Raw genomic sequence first — 16,135 nt, 5'->3', positions numbered from 1 at the left:
TCCTGTGTGTATTTATTAGCGTTTATCTAACAGAGAAGTCATAGCGTCGCCGCAGAACTGGATAATGAAAACGATGATCAGAATGGTCACCGTTGCCACCAGCGTGACGTCACCATGGTTGCGCTGGAATCCTTCCAGATAAGCCAGATTTCCCAAACCGCCGGCGCCAATCACCCCCGCCATGGCGCTGTAACTCACCAGCGCAATCAGCGTTACCGTTATCCCTGATACCAGTGCAGGTGATGATTCCGGCAGTAAAACCCGAAACACGAGCGTGCTCAGTCGTGCGCCCATTGAGCGCGTTGCTTCGATTACCCCTTTGTCCACTTCGCGCAGGGCAATCTCCACCAAGCGTGCGTAGAACGGCGCGGCCCCCACAATCAGGGCCGGCAGCGCCGCGTTGGCACCAAGAATGGTACCGACGATGGTCTTGGTGAACGGGATCAACAGGACGATCAGAATGATGAACGGTATTGAGCGAAACACGTTTACCACAATCGAAATTACGCTGTAGACCGTGCGGTTTTGAAACAGCCCGCCGCGCGCGGTTAAGAACAGCGCCAGGCCCAGCACGATCCCCAGCACAAAGGTCGCCACCCCGGAAAGCGCGGTCATGTACAGCGTCTCCTGCGTCGCCGCCCAGAGCTGATCCCATTTGAGGTGCGGGAAGAGATTCTCAGCCATGTTTAATGACCTCGCCTTCAATATCGCTGTGCTTCAGGTCGGCGAGGATATTGTTCAGTTGTTCATCAGATGCCACGACGTGGACCCAGAGCTGGCCGAAAACGCCGTGGGCGGTTTGCGTCATTTTCCCGTGCAGGATATTAAACGGCAGACCGTAGCGCAGGGTCAGCTCACCCACGACCGGCTTGTGCGTGCTGTGGCCGGTAAAGGTCAGACGGATGACCGTGCCTTCCAGATCGTTTGCCAGTTCGGTATTGAAGGTTTCTTCCTCGGCGTACTGACTTACCTGGCGGACAAACTGCTGCGTAATCGGCTGCTGCGGATGGGTGAATACACTCAGCACATCCCCCTCTTCCACCACCTTACCGTTTTCCATCACCGCCACGCGGTCGCAGATCTTGCGCACCACATGCATTTCGTGGGTGATCAGCACGATGGTCAGCTTGAAACTACGGTTGATATCCAGCAGCAGATCGAGGATCTGATCGGTGGTCTGCGGGTCGAGTGCGGACGTGGCTTCATCACACAGCAAAACGTCCGGGTTATTGGCCAGCGCGCGCGCAATCCCCACGCGCTGTTTTTGTCCGCCGCTTAGCTGTGACGGGTAGGCATTCTCACGCCCTTTCAGCCCCACCAGCGCCACCAGTTCCGCCACGCGAGCCTTGATTCTGGCTTTTGGCACACCGGCGATCTGCATGGAGAACGCGATATTCTCACTTACCGTGCGCGACCACAGCAGGTTGAAGTGCTGGAACACCATACTGATTTTCAGGCGTGCCTGACGCAGGACTTCACCTTTTGCGGCGGAGATGTCCTGCCCGTTAATCGTGACGCTGCCAGCGCTGGGTTTCTCCAGACCGTTCAGCAGACGAATCAGCGTGCTTTTCCCGGCGCCGCTGTAGCCGATAATGCCGTAAACCTGTCCCTGCTCAATCGTCAAATTGACGTTATCAACGGCTGTGAGCGCCGCCTTACCGTTGTCAAAAACCTTCGAAATATTTCTGAGTACAATCATTCTAATTCATTATCCGATCCGCCAATGGCGGTTTAGAAGTATGGATGTCCAAACGATAGTAAACAGGCGTTATCAGTTTTTAAATGAACAAAAAAGCATGTGTTATAACTTTCAGTAATAAACAACGACGCTACACGGCGGGAAGTATTTAGATTGATTTCAGCAATGATTATCTGCCAGACGCATAACGCTTGACTGATATGCTAAAAAAACGGTCATTATTGCAGCATTTTATGCCGAGATAGCCATCCTCACTTCCAGACAACTTTACGTCTTGCTGTCCTGACATCCAAAAACAGCACTGATATTCCCTTCTGTTATAAAAAGCAGTGAAGTGTTCTTTATTGCGAAAATTTCACCGCCCTATCATCCCGTCATGACACCCAGAAAGGAAAACATCATGACGATCTACCACTCCGTCACCGAACTGATTGGCCGGACACCGCTGATCCAGTTGCACAAGCTTGATACCGGTCCCTGCTCGCTGTTTCTGAAGCTGGAGAACCAAAACCCCGGCGGCTCCATTAAAGATCGCGTGGCGTTGTCGATGATTAACGACGCGGAGCGTACCGGCCAGCTACGGCCGGGTGGCACGATTATTGAAGCAACGGCGGGGAATACCGGCCTCGGGCTGGCGCTGATCGCCGCCCAGAAAGGCTATACGCTTATCCTGGTGGTGCCGGACAAAATGAGCCGCGAGAAGATTTTCCACCTGCGCGCGCTGGGTGCCCAGGTGGTACTGACCCGTTCCGACGTCAATAAGGGGCATCCGGCCTATTACCAGGATTACGCCCAGCGCCTGGCCGATGAACTGCCCGGCGCGTTTTATATCGACCAGTTCAATAACGAGGCCAACCCGCTGGCACACCGTACCACCACGGCACCGGAACTGTATGAGCAGCTTGACGGCCGGATTGACGCCATCGTGGTCGGCGTCGGCTCAGGCGGCACGCTGGGCGGCCTGCAGGCGTGGTTTTCAGAGCATTCGCCACATACGGAGTTTGTGCTGGCCGACCCGGCAGGTTCTGTGCTCGCCGATCAGGTTGAGACCGGTCGCTACCACGATGCGGGCGCCTGGCTGGTTGAGGGCATTGGCGAAGACTTTATTCCACCGCTGGCCCACATTGAAGGCGTGAACCGCGCGTGGCGCATTACCGACCGCGAAGCGTTTGCCACCGCGCGTGAACTGCTGAAAACGGAAGGCATTCTGGCGGGCTCCTCCAGCGGCACCCTGCTGGCGGCGGCGCTGAAATATTGCCAGGCGCAAACCACGCCGAAACGCGTGGTGACCTTCGCCTGCGACAGCGGCAATAAATATCTCTCGAAGATGTTCAACGACGACTGGATGCGCCAGCAGGGGCTCATCACGCGCCCTCAGGCAGGCGATCTCTCTGACTACATTGCCCTGCGCCACGATGAAGGCGCTACCGTCACCGCCGCCCCGGATGACACGCTCTCCACCGTTCTGGCACGCATGCGCCTGTACGACATCTCCCAACTGCCGGTACTGGAAAACGGTCGGGTCGTCGGCATTATCGACGAGTGGGATCTGTTGCGGCATATCGGCGGTGAAGCTGACCGCTTCGCCCTTCCCGTGACAGAGGCCATGACGCGTCAGGTGGAATTTCTCGATAAACGCGCCCCGGAAAGCGCCCTGCACGCCATCTTCGACCGCGGTCTGGTGGCCGTCATTAATGACAACGACCGTTTTCTCGGTTTGATTACGCGCAGCGACGTGCTGACTGCGTGGCGCAACCGTCTTCAGCCATAAGGAACAGATGATGAAAAACCTGGCAACCCTGAGCGTCCACAGCGGCGCGTTCAATGATCAGCATGGCGCCGTTATGCCGCCGATTTACGCCACCTCGACGTTTGCGCAACCCTCTCCCGGGGAGCATACCGGCTATGAGTATTCCCGCAGCGGCAACCCGACGCGCCATGCGCTCGAAACCGCCATCGCCGAACTGGAAGGCGGAACGCGCGGCTACGCCTTTGCATCCGGTCTTGCCGCCATCTCAACCGTGCTTGAACTGCTGGATAAAGACAGCCATATCGTCGCCATTGATGACGTCTACGGCGGCACATATCGCCTGATTGAAAATGTCCGCAAACGCAGCACCGGTCTTCAGGTCAGCTGGGTTAAGCCGGACGATTTAGCCGGGCTTGAGGCGGCTATTCGCCCGGACACCCGCATGATCTGGGTTGAAACACCTACCAACCCTCTGCTGAAGCTGGCGGATTTAGCGGCTATCGCTGACATCGCCCGTCGTCATAACGTTATCAGCGTGGCGGATAACACCTTCGCATCGCCGGTCATTCACCGTCCGCTGGCGTCGGGTTTCGACATCGTGGTGCACTCAGCAACCAAATACCTTAACGGCCACTCTGACGTGGTGGCCGGGCTGGCGGTGGTGGGTGATAATCCGGCGCTGGCGGACAGGCTTGGCTACCTGCAGAACGCGGTCGGCGGCGTACTGGACCCGTTTAGCAGCTTCCTGACCCTGCGCGGTATTCGTACCCTTTCGCTGCGCATAGAGAGACACAGCAGCAACGCGCTGGCGATTGCGCAATGGCTGGAACAGCATCCGCTGGTTGAACGGGTCTTTTATCCCGGACTGGAGTCGCACCCGCAATATCAGCTTGCCCGCACGCAGATGGCGCTGCCCGGCGGGATGATTTCTGTCGTGGTGAAAGGTGATGCGCAACGCGCCACAGAGGTGATTCGCAACCTGACGTTGTTCACCCTTGCGGAAAGCCTGGGCGGCGTGGAGAGTCTGGTGAGCCAGCCTTACAGCATGACGCACGCCTCGATTCCGCTGGCGCAACGGCTGGCAAACGGTATTGTGCCACAGCTGATTCGCCTGTCGGTGGGGATTGAAGATCCTAAAGACCTCATCGCCGACCTCAGTCAAGCGCTGCAAAAATAAGCAAAATGCGGCAGGTCAATCACCTGCCGCGATAAGTTGTCATCATGGCTTAACGCGTTGATAACAATATTATGTAAAACGGCATTGATTATTTCTGAAACACCGTTTCCATTTTCCTTTTATCTTAAAATCAGCGTATAATGCGCGCCAAATCCCTGGTGAATGGTTTCAGCGCTTGGAATACAAAAAACAACGTACAACTTCTCCTCTCCTTCGTTGGGCTGTCACTCAGGCACACTTTCTTCTGCACGCTCATTTGATGTCTCCTATCCTTAGTGCGTGTCATATACTCTTTTGCAACACAGGTTTGACTCTGCGGCGGTGCGCCCCCGGAGCGAGATTTCCATATCCTTCCCAACTTAAAGACTAAGACTGTCATGAAAAAGACGAAAATTGTTTGTACTATCGGCCCGAAAACCGAATCCGAAGAGATGCTGAGCAAAATGCTGGACGCCGGCATGAACGTGATGCGTCTGAACTTCTCTCACGGTGACTATGCAGAACACGGTCAGCGTATCCAGAACTTGCGCAACGTGATGAGCAAAACCGGTAAAAAAGCGGCTATCCTGCTCGACACCAAAGGTCCGGAAATCCGTACCATCAAACTGGAAGGCGGCAACGACGTCTCTCTGAAAGCAGGCCAGACGTTCACCTTCACCACGGACAAATCCGTTGTGGGTAACAGCGAAATCGTTGCGGTCACCTATGAAGGCTTCACCAGCGATCTGTCCGTCGGTAACACCGTCCTGGTCGACGATGGTCTGATCGGTATGGAAGTGACCGCGATTGAAGGTAACAAGGTTATCTGTAAAGTGCTGAACAATGGCGACCTGGGCGAAAACAAAGGCGTTAACCTGCCGGGCGTTTCTATCGCGCTGCCAGCACTGGCTGAAAAAGACAAGCAAGACCTGATCTTCGGCTGCGAACAAGGCGTTGACTTCGTTGCAGCGTCCTTCATCCGTAAGCGTTCTGACGTGGTCGAAATTCGCGAGCACCTGAAAGCGCACGGCGGCGAGAAGATCCAGATCATCTCCAAAATCGAAAACCAGGAAGGTCTGAACAACTTCGACGAAATCCTCGAAGCGTCTGACGGCATCATGGTTGCACGTGGCGACCTGGGCGTTGAAATCCCGGTTGAAGAAGTGATCTTCGCGCAGAAGATGATGATCGAAAAATGTGTTCGCGCGCGTAAAGTGGTTATTACCGCTACGCAGATGCTGGACTCTATGATCAAAAACCCACGCCCAACCCGCGCTGAAGCAGGCGACGTGGCTAACGCCATCCTCGACGGTACCGATGCTGTTATGCTGTCCGGCGAATCCGCAAAAGGGAAATATCCTCTGGAAGCGGTTGGCATTATGGCGACCATCTGTGAACGTACTGACCGCGTGATGACCAGCCGTCTGGACTTCAATAACGACAGCCGCAAGCTGCGCATCACCGAAGCCGTTTGCCGCGGTGCGGTAGAAACTGCTGAGAAACTGGAAGCGCCACTGATTGTGGTTGCGACCCAGGGCGGTAAATCTGCGCGTGCAGTGCGTAAATACTTCCCGGATGCTACTATCCTGGCCCTGACCACCAACGAAACCACCGCGCGTCAGCTGGTGCTGAGCAAAGGCGTCGTTGCACACCTGGTTAAAGAGATTGCCTCTACTGACGATTTCTACATTCAGGGTAAAGCCATGGCTCTGGAAAGCGGTCTGGCACAGAAAGGCGACGTTGTGGTTATGGTTTCTGGTGCGCTGGTACCAAGCGGAACGACCAATACTGCATCCGTTCACGTGCTGTAATAATTCACGAACGAATTAATTTTGATAAAAAGCGCCCAATGGGCGCTTTTTTTATTCCAGTCATTAGCCAAACTCATTCAAAAAGCAAATCGGGTTTTTCTATTTAATTGCGAATTATCTAAGATGAATCCGATGAAAAATGCCTTTTTTTACATAGCTTTTTACTCAAAAAGGGCCGATTCGATGCTTCTTTGAGCGAACGATCAAAAATAGGCGTATTCCCATCAAAAAAATATTCTCAACCCAAAAAACTTTGTGTAATACTTGTAACGCTACATGGAGATTAACTCAATCTAGAGGGTATTAATAATGAATCGTACTAAACTGGTACTGGGCGCGGTAATCCTGGGTTCTACTCTGCTGGCTGGTTGCTCCAGCAACGCTAAAATCGATCAGCTGTCTTCTGACGTTCAGACTCTGAACGCTAAAGTTGACCAGCTGAGCAACGACGTGAACGCAATGCGTTCCGACGTTCAGGCTGCTAAAGACGACGCAGCTCGCGCTAACCAGCGTCTGGACAACCAGGCTACTAAATACCGTAAGTAATAGTACCTGTTAATAAAATGGCGCACATTGTGCGCCATTTTTTTTGCCTGCGTCAAACGGCTCTACTGCGTCATCTTCTCCCCTGCCTCTTCCGCTACCGCCGCGGACACACGACTGTTCTGCACTGACAATACGCTGTTACTGGCCGACGGGCCGCTTCCCGCAGAAACCACAACCGGGATCCCCGCACGGCGCGCCAGGGCTTTATCGATCAGCGCCTTATCGCTTCCGGACTGTGAAACAAAGGTCGCAAAGTCGGCGGAGTGCGTAATGGGCGAAATCTGTGGGTTTTCACCTTCCACCTGCGCCAGCGGACGATGGACCTCAATATAGCGTTTACCATCCGGCTCAACCGCGAATTTCACTGGCTCATTGATGATTTGTACCCGAGTACCAACCCGTACCTGTTCGAACAGGGCTTTAATATCCGGGGCGTTCATTCGCATACAGCCGGAACTGACGCGCAAGCCAACGCTGTCTGGCGCACTGGTTCCGTGGATAAGATATTCCCCATTACCAATACCCAAACGCAGGGCATAGCGTCCCAGCGGGTTATTTGGCCCTGCGGGAACCACAGGAGGCAGTTTAATTCCCTGCGCAAGTGAACGGGCTCTGATACCGGCCGTCGGCGTCCAGGTTGGGTTCGGGATTTTTTGACTGACGCGGGTCGTGCTCACCGGTGTTTCCAGCCCCAGTTGCCCGATGCCAAGTGGGAAAACCTGGACAATGTTCTCTCCCGGCGGGAAATAGTAAAGCCGCAGCTCAGCGAGGTTCACAACAATACCCTCGCGCGGCGTGTCGGGTAGCAGCATCTGCGACGGGATCGTGATAACGGTTCCCGGTGCAGGGTTTACCGGCGCAATCGTATTGTTCGTTTCGAGGATCACCTGTGCCGCGGTATTAAACCGGCGGGCGATGGTCTGCAGCTTATTATCCCCTTCCTGTATGGTGTAGGTTTGATTTTGCCCAATCAGGCGACTGCCTGCGGGCGGCAACGGATAGTCCATCGCGCGGGCCGAATTAAGTGCACCGAGCGAACTGAGGAGTAATAGAGTTATGAGAGACGCGCGCTTCATGCTGAGATTCCTTATTCACTGGCAGAATGCCAGAAAGCTGAAAAACCAGCGAGGCGGGAACCACCTCGCGAAACAGAATGAATGCTGTTCTGTAAGTCTAGCTAAGGATTGCCGCTTTGGCGCGAATGGCACGAATCATCGCTTCCAGTCCCTGGGAACGAGACGGGGTGAGGTGTTGGGTGAGGGCCATTTTTTCAAACCACGGGCGGACATCGAAGGCGACAATATCCTGCGCTGACATCTGGTGATAAAGAATAAAGACCACCGCAATCAGCCCTTTTACTATTGCCGCATCGCTGTCACCCTGCAGGGTTATCGTGCCATCGTCAGACTGCGCCATCACAATCCACACCTGGCTTTGACAGCCCTGAATACTGTTCTCCGGGGTATGCGCCTCTTCACTAAGCGGCGGCAGACGCTGCCCCAGCTCAATGATGTAGAGGTATTTCTCTTCCCAGTTTGCGCAACGCCCAAAGTTGCGCAGCAATTTCTCTTTATCCGGCAGTTCTGCCATCGTTCGCCTCTTTGTCAGCCCAGCAACTGGTGAATGCGTTTTAGCCCCGCCACCAGCCTGTCGACCTCTTCCATTGTGTTATACATCACCAGCGATGCGCGGCACATTGCCGGAACCTGGTAAAAGGCCATGAGCGGCATGGCGCAGTGGTGCCCGGTGCGCACGGCCACGCCGTAATTGTCGAGGAAGCTGCCCACGTCATAGGCGTGGTGTTGTCCCAGATTAAAGGCAATCACACCCTGTCGGTCAGCCGGCCCGTACAAGGTCAGGTCCGGCACGCTGGCCAGCTCCTGCAGCGCGTAATGCATCAGCAGCTGTTCGTACTCCTGAATGGCATCAAGGCCGATTCCGGAAACGTAAGACGCCGCCGCCCCCAGCCCGATGATCCCACCGGTGTTGGGCGTGCCCGCCTCAAAACGCCACGGCGCACGGGCGTAGGTGGTTCCTTCCGAGAGGCTAACGGTAGCGATCATTGACCCGCCCCCCTCCCACGGCGGCATCGCCTGCAGGATGTCCTCTTTCACATACAGCATGCCGATACCGGTTGGGCCATAAAGCTTGTGTCCAGAGAACACGTAGAAGTCGCAGTCCAGCGCCTGGACATCCACCGCGTGGTGCATTACCGCCTGTGCACCGTCAATCAGCACTTTCGCCCCGGCCTGATGGGCCTTATCGACAATCTCCGCAACCGGGTTTTCAGTACCCAGAACGTTAGAGACCTGGGTGACCGCCACGAGCCGCGTTTTATCGTCCAGCAAAGCGTCAAGCTGCTCAAGCTGTAACGTTCCGTCGAGGTTCAACGGGATGACGCGTAATTGCGCGCCAACGCGCTCACACAGCATTTGCCACGGTACGATATTAGCGTGGTGCTCCATCTGGGTAATGATGATGTTATCCCCGGCATGGACCTGAGCGTTACCCCAACTGTTAGCGACGAGGTTAATCCCCTCGGTGGTGCCGCGCACAAACACCAGTTCTTCCGGCGATCGCGCATTCAGGAAGGCAGCCACCTGCGTGCGCACGTTCTCCATGCGCTGGGTGGCTTCCGCGCTCAGGGTATGGATCCCCCGATGTACTGCTGCATAACCGTGGCGGTAGAACTCGGCTTCCGCATCCACCACCTGATTCGGTTTCTGCGCGCTGGCCGCGCTGTCGAGATAAGCCAGCGGCAGACCGTTCACTTCACGGGTCAGAACCGGGAAATCTGCCCGTACTTTCTCTACGGGAAAACTCATGCTTCGCCTCCGGGCAGACGCTGACCAATACGGGCCAACAACTGCTGCTTCAGTACGCCATCATGCAGCGCTTCCGTAAGCTCCGCCGCAAAGGCATAGATAATCATTTTCTGCGCCGCCTGCTGGTCGATACCGCGGGAACGCAGGTAGAACATCTGTTCGTCGTCGATCCGCCCGACCGTGGCGCCGTGGCTGCATTTTACGTCGTCGGCGTAAATCTCCAGCTGCGGCTTCGTGTCGACCTCCGCCAGGCGTCCCAGCAGGAGATTGTTGTTGGTCATCTGCCCGTCAGTCTTGATGGCGTGTTGCGCGACGTTAATCAGACCATTAAATACCGCGCGTCCTTTATCGCTGACGATGGTTTTGTGCAGCTGGCGGCTGTTGCAGTAACCTTTGTTGTGCTCAAGCCACGTGCGCGTATCGCACACTTCTGATTTGACCGGCATCGCCAGGCTGTTGATACGCAGCGTGGTATTTTCACCGTTAAGCTGGGTACTGGTGTTATGGCGCAGCACCGCACCGCCGAGCAGGAAGCTATGGCTGTACGCCGCGGCATCCGGTCCCAGCAGGATATCGTTATGCGCAAAGTGGTGGCTCTGGGGGTTCTCAAACGCCAGCTTAATGTGGTGGAGCTGCGCATTGGCGGCAACGTTCATCGTCAGACGCGACCCGGTAAAGTGGCGGGTGTCATTGAGACTCACGTAATGCTCAATCACCGTCGCGTCGGCCCCTTCGGCCAGTTCAAGATGGTGGCGATAGTGGGCGGTGTTGATTTCATCGCCCTCTACGCCCTGGGTGATATGCATCAGAAGCAACGGCCTGGCCGGACGCTGGTTACGCTTAACCTGGATATGCGTCACGCTGCGGGCGAGGCTCTCGGTCAAATGCAGGAAAACCTCCGGCTGAACCGGGGCGCCCAGACTCTGGCGTTCGTCGTTAATCACAATCCCGTAACCGCTCTCCCGGGTGTCATCGCTCAGTTCAGGGTGATAAACGCCGTCGACAAAGACCAGCCGTACCGCATCCACGGTCAACGCCAGGGCATCTCGTCGCTCCGGACCGATCGCCGCCGGACGCGCCACAAACTCGCCGCTCAGCAGGCCATCGAGCGGGGTATATTTCCAGTTTTCATGTTTACGCGTCGGCAGGCCGAGGCGCAGCATCTGCTGCAGGTGCTGCTGCGCCAGCTCAGAGCGATTCCCCTGCGCCTCGAACAGCCGGTGCCACTGCTGGAGTGCATTACTGCTGTTCGGTAAGCCAGCCATAACCCTGCTCCTCCAGTTGTTTAACCAGCGTGAAATCACCGGATTTCACAATGCGTCCCTGGTAAAGCACGTGGACGTAATCCGGCTTGATGTAGTCGAGAATACGCTGGTAGTGAGTGACGATAATGAACGAACGCTTGCCGTCACGCAGGGAGTTCACCCCGTCAGCGACAATCTTCAGGGCGTCGATATCCAGACCGGAGTCGGTCTCATCCAGAATGCACAGCTGTGGCTCCAGCACCGCCATCTGCAGAATATCGTTACGCTTTTTCTCGCCACCGGAAAAACCAACGTTGACCGAACGGGTCAGCAGGTCTTCCGGCATTTTCAGCAGTTTGATCTTCTCTTCCATCAGATCCTGGAAGTCGAAGCGATCCAGGGCTTCCAGTCCGCGGTACTTGCGCACCGCATTCAGCGCCGTCTGAAGGAAGAACTGGTTGCTGACGCCCGGAATTTCGACCGGATACTGGAAGGCCATGAAGATACCTTCACCAGCGCGATCTTCCGGCGACATCTCCAGCAGATCTTTGCCGTTAAATTCGACCGAGCCGTGCGTCACTTCGTAATCTTCACGTCCCGCCAGCGTCGCTGAAAGCGTACTTTTCCCGGAGCCGTTAGGCCCCATGATGGCGTGAACTTCACCCGGCTTGACGTCAAAATTGAGGCCACGCAGGATCGCTTTATCTTCCACGCTAACCTGTAAATCTTTAATACGTAACATGTGCTTTCCCTTAACCGACGCTGTGTTCAAGACTGATGGCGAGGAGTTTTTGTGCTTCAACGGCGAATTCCAGCGGCAGTTCAGAGAACACGTCCTTACAGAAGCCGTTCACAATCATCGAAATGGCATCTTCTTCACTGATCCCGCGCTGCAGGCAGTAGAAGAGCTGATCTTCCCCAATACGCGACGTCGTCGCCTCATGCTCCAGCTGTGCTGAATTATTACGGCACTCGACGTACGGGAAGGTATGCGCTCCGCAGTCGGCCCCGATAAGCATCGAGTCACACTGGGTGAAGTTACGGGCGTTAGTCGCCGTTGGCATGATTTTCACCAGCCCGCGATAGCTGTTCTGGCTGTGCCCGGCGGAGATCCCTTTCGAGATGATGGTTGATTTGGTGTTTTTACCGATGTGGATCATCTTGGTGCCGGTATCGGCCTGCTGATGTCCGCTGGTCAGCGCCACAGAATAAAACTCACCGATGGAGTTATCCCCGCGCAGAATACAGCTCGGGTACTTCCAGGTAATGGCTGAGCCGGTTTCCGACTGCGTCCAGGACATTTTGCTGTTTTCACCTTCACACAGCGCACGCTTGGTGACGAAGTTCAGGATCCCACCGGTATTGCCGTCGCCGGGGAACCAGTTCTGCACCGTTGAGTATTTGACCTCAGCGTCTTTGTGAATAATGACTTCAACGACCGCCGCGTGCAGCTGATAGCTGTCGCGCACCGGGGCGGAGCACCCTTCGATATAGCTGACGTAGCTACCTTCATCCGCCACCAGAATAGTGCGTTCGAACTGTCCGGTTTTTTCGGCGTTAATGCGGAAATAGGTGGAGAGCTCCATCGGACAGCGCACGCCTTTCGGCACGTAGATAAAGGTCCCGTCCGACGCCACCGCCGCGTTGAGCGCGGCGAAGAAGTTATCGTTACTCGGTACCACGGTGCCGATGTACTTTTTCACCAGCTCGGGATGATCATGAATCGCTTCGCCAAAGGAGCAGAAAATAATCCCCTGCTCCGCCAGCTTTTCACGATAGGTGGTCGCCACCGAAACGGAGTCAAAAATAGCGTCTACGGCGACCTCTTTCCCCTCACGCACGGGGACGCCGAGCTGATTGAACGCCTCTTCCACCTCTTTACTGAGGAAGCTGTTCTCCGCACCGGTCTGCTGTACTGCACCGGGCTGCGAAGCACACGTATCATCGCAGCTGCCGCAGGATGGCGCAGAGTAGTAGCTGTAATCCTGATAATTCAGCTTGTCATAATGGGCTTTCAGCCAGTGCGGTTCTTCCATCTCCAGCCAGGCACGGTAAGCGCTCAGGCGGAACTCCAGCATCCACTCGGGTTCGTTGCGTTTGGCCGAGATTGCGCGCACGACATCTTCGTTGATGCCTTTCGCCAGCTCATCGGTCTGCAGCTGCGTGAAGAACCCTTCTTTATAATTAAGGTGCCCGCCGCTCCAGGTATTTACATCACTCGTTGCTTCAGTATTACGAGACATAGTACCGCCTATACCCCAAAGCTTTCGCCGCAGCCGCATTCGTTCTGGGCTTTCGGGTTATGAAATTTGAATAACTGGTTTAAACCTTCCCGTACGTAATCCACTTTCGTGCCGTCAATAAACGGCATGGCCTGCAGCGCGACGTATAGCTTCGCACCGTCGGTTTCAAAGACCAGATCATCTTTTTCGGGTTCGGTGACAGTATCCAGCACGTAGCCAAAGCCCGCGCAGCCGGTCTGCTTAACGCCTAAACGTACGCCGAGGATCTCGGGCTTTTTCGCCACCAGCTCGTGGATATGCGCTGCCGCCGCAGGCGTGAGCGTCAAACCACGCCAGGCAAAATCGGCCGGATTGAAGGTTTCTGAATGCAGTTCCATAGGTCCACCTCATCTGATTAGCCATCAGGGCATAACACCATGTTAGTGATAACGATTATCACTTCAACCCTCTGTCAGCAGGGGCATTCGGCTAAACCGCCCTTTTTGTCTACTTTTATTAAGCATAGACCCTGTCTGAAGATGCGGGCGGGATGGATGTAATTGTTCAATACTTTGAAAAATAATGGCTTATTTAATCAGCGAGAAAGCGCAAAACGAGGACGTAAAATATGCATCGGAAATGCCTATTTTTAAGATAGCTTTTGCTCTGGAAAGGAGAAAAAACAAAAAAAAGGCCGCAAGGCCTCAGATAATCAGTGGTGAAATGAAACGCTAAATCCCTGCTCACGCCAGTGATCGAGCTGTTCCTGTTGACGGGGCGTTGGTGATGTTCCCGTCCAGACGAAGATTTTTTGCCCGGGGAACAGTTCAGGACGCGGCGAATCAATGGGTTCCGCCAGCACGTCAATATGCCAGCCTTTCTGGGCTAAACGCGCGGCTTCAAGCCAAAGATGTGTACGGTCATCGCATTCCCAGCCAATCAGCAGTGCGTCTTTACCCGCTTTCTTGCGCGATTCCGCGAGGCTTGCAATCGCAAATTCAATCAGGACACCGTCAAACAGACTCGCCATATGGCGTACGGTGTTTTGATCCTGATTCATTCGCTGACGGACGGGTGAAATGATGTTATCGATCAGCGCATCCATCGCGTGATCGCGGCGGAATTCACCGATTTTGGCGCGCAGCTTTGCCGGGCTGGCACAACGCAGAACGGTCATCATCTCTTCCTGGAAAGAAGCCCAGTTACCCTGAGTCATCACTTCCTTATTTTCCAGCAAGGATTTTACTTTTCCGACCGAAACACCGCTTTTCATCAGGCGCTTGATCTCTTCGATACGCAGGATATCTTCGTCGTCAAACTGACGATGACCCCCTTCGCTGCGCTGCGGCTTCAACAATCCATAACGGCGCTGCCAGGCACGCAGCGTAACGGGGTTGATACCGCATCGTTCGGCCACTTCGCCGATACTGTAATAGGCCATTAACTCCCTCACGCTCAGAACTTCCATACCTAACTACACCAACCTTATCAGATTGTACAACCCATTTGTAGAATTCAGACCTCATTTTGCACGGGTGAATGGCCTGCAAGGCCATCCAGCTGTTAATACATTGTTGTACAAATCTTGCCTGCCGTACAGTCAAGTCTGCAGGTTTTTGTACAGCTTCGTCAGAAATCGTATTTTTTCTCTGGCCATGCGATAGCCGGGATACCGCCGTGTCGGGGGCTGGCAAAAAGATGCCCCTGGAACTGAGAAATGCCCGCAGACTCCAGCCACATCCACTCTTCCGCCTTCTCCACGCCCACCGCGCAAAACTGTATTTCCAGTGAGGCACAGCATTTGATTATCGCCTGAATAATGGCCTGGCGTGGGCCACTTTTATGCACGTTCGCGACCAGATCGCGATTAATCTTAATTCTGTCCGGCTGGAATTGCGCCAGGAGCTGCAACCCGGCAAAACCGGCACCGAAGTGATCGATGGTTACGCTGATACCCGCACTTTTTAGCTGTCTGACCGAATGCGTAAACTCATCGAAACGGGAAATGGCTTCACTTTCGGTAAACTCCACCACAATTTGCTCCGGCACAAAGCCATTTGCATCAATAGCGGTGAGCAGAAAGTCCACGGCATTGGGCACGTTGACCAGCGTCATAGGCAGCAGATTGATGGATAAAGTCTGATCCTGTAACCCCAGCGCGCTGGCCATGGAGAGAGCCACCTGTTTGCTTTGCAAATCAGAAGAATGCACTTCTTCACGCGTGCGATTGGCGAAATACGCTCCCGGTGAGTCACCGGATGGAGTGCGCAGAAGCGCTTCCCAGGAGACAACCTGCTGCATGAAAGGATCGACGATAGGCTGAAACGCAAAACTACAGTCCGCCCCTTTTGCCACGACTTCAGGCTGCGCAGATAAGCGCGTTTCTTCCGGGACGAAATCCCAGGAATCCGCAGGCGGCAGCTCAAAATAGTTGGCTTTCTCTGTGGCCTCGACAAAGGTGCGGAAAAACTGCAGCGCACGGTCGTTGTAGGTCAACTGGTAGCGGGTTGTGCCTTTATCAAGCACCTGCTGGAGCACCTCTTCCCTGTCGTACTGGCGCAAATCAAAGAGTTCCATACCCGCTTTACCGAAACGCCGTGAAGGCCCGTGATCGCGCATCAGCTCGACCACATTATGGTGGCGCGTATCAGAGCAGATCTGTTCGTAGATGGACGTTACGTTTTCCGCAGGCCCTTCAAGCAATTGAAAAAAATGTGTGCCGTTGAACAGCAAGATCCCCGTGACGCTGGATTGCCGGTTTTTACTATTTGCAGCAGCGACCATATTTTCCAGCGCTTTCACTGGCACGTCCTCGCAGATGTGACTGCGGTAAATGATGGTTGTAAGCATGCGAGTCCTGGGGGGTTAAGGTTTACCACAAA

The 16,135-nt window shown here is 54.8% G+C and carries 16 protein-coding genes; 5 read left to right on the top strand and 11 right to left on the bottom strand.

Annotation, left to right across the window (positions count from 1 at the left end):
* Positions 1 to 15: 15 nt before the first annotated feature.
* Complete coding sequence (locus ACOTXR_RS04865; RefSeq protein ID WP_014883540.1) at positions 16 to 684, bottom strand: methionine ABC transporter permease; 669 nt, start codon at positions 682 to 684, stop codon at positions 16 to 18.
* Complete coding sequence (locus ACOTXR_RS04860; protein WP_058690501.1) at positions 677 to 1,699, bottom strand: methionine ABC transporter ATP-binding protein; 1,023 nt, start codon at positions 1,697 to 1,699, stop codon at positions 677 to 679. Before ACOTXR_RS04860 ends, ACOTXR_RS04865 begins: the two co-directional genes overlap by 8 nt.
* 400 nt (positions 1,700 to 2,099) lie before the next feature.
* Here ACOTXR_RS04860 and ACOTXR_RS04855 point away from each other — a divergent pair, with 400 nt between their 5' ends.
* The 5 genes from ACOTXR_RS04855 to lpp all read left to right on the top strand — a co-directional run bounded on the left by ACOTXR_RS04855 (position 2,100) and on the right by lpp (position 6,962).
* Positions 2,100 to 3,470, top strand: a complete 1,371-nt coding sequence (locus tag ACOTXR_RS04855; protein ID WP_078309808.1) for a pyridoxal-phosphate dependent enzyme — start codon at positions 2,100 to 2,102, stop codon at positions 3,468 to 3,470.
* Between the two features lie 10 nt (positions 3,471 to 3,480).
* The gene (locus ACOTXR_RS04850; protein WP_045282009.1) at positions 3,481 to 4,626 is read left to right on the top strand and encodes a trans-sulfuration enzyme family protein; all 1,146 of its coding nucleotides are present in this window, start codon (positions 3,481 to 3,483) and stop codon (positions 4,624 to 4,626) included.
* A 175-nt stretch (positions 4,627 to 4,801) separates the two neighbouring features.
* Complete coding sequence (locus tag ACOTXR_RS04845) at positions 4,802 to 4,996, top strand: hypothetical protein (protein ID WP_418251742.1); 195 nt, start codon at positions 4,802 to 4,804, stop codon at positions 4,994 to 4,996.
* A gap of 7 nt (positions 4,997 to 5,003) precedes the next feature.
* Positions 5,004 to 6,416 carry a pyruvate kinase PykF gene (gene pykF, locus ACOTXR_RS04840; RefSeq protein WP_014883536.1) on the top strand — a complete coding sequence of 471 codons (1,413 nt, stop codon included), beginning with the start codon at positions 5,004 to 5,006 and terminating at the stop codon, positions 6,414 to 6,416.
* Positions 6,417 to 6,725: 309 nt separating this feature from the next.
* Complete coding sequence (gene lpp / locus ACOTXR_RS04835; RefSeq protein ID WP_001082307.1) at positions 6,726 to 6,962, top strand: murein lipoprotein Lpp; 237 nt, start codon at positions 6,726 to 6,728, stop codon at positions 6,960 to 6,962.
* A 62-nt stretch (positions 6,963 to 7,024) separates the two neighbouring features.
* Here the strand turns inward: lpp and ldtE are convergent, their stop codons facing one another.
* The 9 genes from ldtE to ACOTXR_RS04790 form a co-directional block, all read right to left on the bottom strand.
* Positions 7,025 to 8,038, bottom strand: coding sequence for a L,D-transpeptidase LdtE (gene ldtE / locus ACOTXR_RS04830; protein ID WP_014883535.1), 1,014 nt, complete (start codon positions 8,036 to 8,038; stop codon positions 7,025 to 7,027).
* A gap of 97 nt (positions 8,039 to 8,135) precedes the next feature.
* Positions 8,136 to 8,552, bottom strand: a complete 417-nt coding sequence (sufE, locus tag ACOTXR_RS04825) for a cysteine desulfuration protein SufE (RefSeq protein WP_014883534.1) — start codon at positions 8,550 to 8,552, stop codon at positions 8,136 to 8,138.
* 14 nt (positions 8,553 to 8,566) lie between these two features.
* Entirely contained in the window at positions 8,567 to 9,787 is a 1,221-nt protein-coding gene (sufS, locus tag ACOTXR_RS04820; protein WP_058690499.1) for a cysteine desulfurase SufS, read from the bottom strand.
* Complete coding sequence (gene sufD, locus ACOTXR_RS04815; RefSeq protein WP_058690498.1) at positions 9,784 to 11,052, bottom strand: Fe-S cluster assembly protein SufD; 1,269 nt, start codon at positions 11,050 to 11,052, stop codon at positions 9,784 to 9,786. Before sufD ends, sufS begins: the two co-directional genes overlap by 4 nt.
* Entirely contained in the window at positions 11,027 to 11,773 is a 747-nt protein-coding gene (gene sufC / locus ACOTXR_RS04810) for a Fe-S cluster assembly ATPase SufC (protein WP_014883531.1), read from the bottom strand. The genes sufD and sufC overlap by 26 nt, the downstream gene beginning before the upstream one ends.
* Before the next feature lie 10 nt (positions 11,774 to 11,783).
* Positions 11,784 to 13,274 (bottom strand): Fe-S cluster assembly protein SufB, encoded by a 1,491-nt coding sequence (gene sufB, locus ACOTXR_RS04805; RefSeq protein ID WP_014883530.1) that lies wholly within the window; start codon positions 13,272 to 13,274, stop codon positions 11,784 to 11,786.
* 8 nt (positions 13,275 to 13,282) lie between these two features.
* The gene (gene sufA, locus ACOTXR_RS04800) at positions 13,283 to 13,651 is read right to left on the bottom strand and encodes a Fe-S cluster assembly scaffold SufA (protein ID WP_058690497.1); all 369 of its coding nucleotides are present in this window, start codon (positions 13,649 to 13,651) and stop codon (positions 13,283 to 13,285) included.
* Between the two features lie 314 nt (positions 13,652 to 13,965).
* Positions 13,966 to 14,694, bottom strand: a complete 729-nt coding sequence (locus ACOTXR_RS04795) for a MerR family transcriptional regulator (RefSeq protein WP_058690496.1) — start codon at positions 14,692 to 14,694, stop codon at positions 13,966 to 13,968.
* A 188-nt stretch (positions 14,695 to 14,882) separates the two neighbouring features.
* Entirely contained in the window at positions 14,883 to 16,103 is a 1,221-nt protein-coding gene (locus ACOTXR_RS04790; RefSeq protein ID WP_058690495.1) for a diguanylate phosphodiesterase, read from the bottom strand.
* Positions 16,104 to 16,135: the final 32 nt, after the last annotated feature.

Origin of the sequence: Enterobacter cloacae complex sp. IR53030 (assembly GCF_049238365.1) — a bacterium.
GTDB classification, from domain to species: domain Bacteria; phylum Pseudomonadota; class Gammaproteobacteria; order Enterobacterales; family Enterobacteriaceae; genus Enterobacter; species Enterobacter kobei.
This window is presented reverse-complemented; position numbering and strand designations above follow the sequence as displayed.

Excerpts from the sequence above, each read along its gene's own strand:
- ACOTXR_RS04865 (WP_014883540.1), bottom strand. The coding sequence starts at position 684 with ATGGCTGAGAATCTCTTCCCGCACCTCAAATGGGATCAGCTCTGGGCG.
- ACOTXR_RS04860 (WP_058690501.1), bottom strand. The coding sequence starts at position 1,699 with ATGATTGTACTCAGAAATATTTCGAAGGTTTTTGACAACGGTAAGGCG.
- ACOTXR_RS04855 (WP_078309808.1), top strand. The coding sequence starts at position 2,100 with ATGACGATCTACCACTCCGTCACCGAACTGATTGGCCGGACACCGCTG.
- ACOTXR_RS04850 (WP_045282009.1), top strand. The coding sequence starts at position 3,481 with ATGAAAAACCTGGCAACCCTGAGCGTCCACAGCGGCGCGTTCAATGAT.
- pykF (WP_014883536.1), top strand. The coding sequence starts at position 5,004 with ATGAAAAAGACGAAAATTGTTTGTACTATCGGCCCGAAAACCGAATCC.
- lpp (WP_001082307.1), top strand. The coding sequence starts at position 6,726 with ATGAATCGTACTAAACTGGTACTGGGCGCGGTAATCCTGGGTTCTACT.
- ldtE (WP_014883535.1), bottom strand. The coding sequence starts at position 8,038 with ATGAAGCGCGCGTCTCTCATAACTCTATTACTCCTCAGTTCGCTCGGT.
- sufE (WP_014883534.1), bottom strand. The coding sequence starts at position 8,552 with ATGGCAGAACTGCCGGATAAAGAGAAATTGCTGCGCAACTTTGGGCGT.
- sufS (WP_058690499.1), bottom strand. The coding sequence starts at position 9,787 with ATGAGTTTTCCCGTAGAGAAAGTACGGGCAGATTTCCCGGTTCTGACC.
- sufD (WP_058690498.1), bottom strand. The coding sequence starts at position 11,052 with ATGGCTGGCTTACCGAACAGCAGTAATGCACTCCAGCAGTGGCACCGG.
- sufC (WP_014883531.1), bottom strand. The coding sequence starts at position 11,773 with ATGTTACGTATTAAAGATTTACAGGTTAGCGTGGAAGATAAAGCGATC.
- sufB (WP_014883530.1), bottom strand. The coding sequence starts at position 13,274 with ATGTCTCGTAATACTGAAGCAACGAGTGATGTAAATACCTGGAGCGGC.
- sufA (WP_058690497.1), bottom strand. The coding sequence starts at position 13,651 with ATGGAACTGCATTCAGAAACCTTCAATCCGGCCGATTTTGCCTGGCGT.
- ACOTXR_RS04795 (WP_058690496.1), bottom strand. The coding sequence starts at position 14,694 with ATGGCCTATTACAGTATCGGCGAAGTGGCCGAACGATGCGGTATCAAC.
- ACOTXR_RS04790 (WP_058690495.1), bottom strand. The coding sequence starts at position 16,103 with ATGCTTACAACCATCATTTACCGCAGTCACATCTGCGAGGACGTGCCA.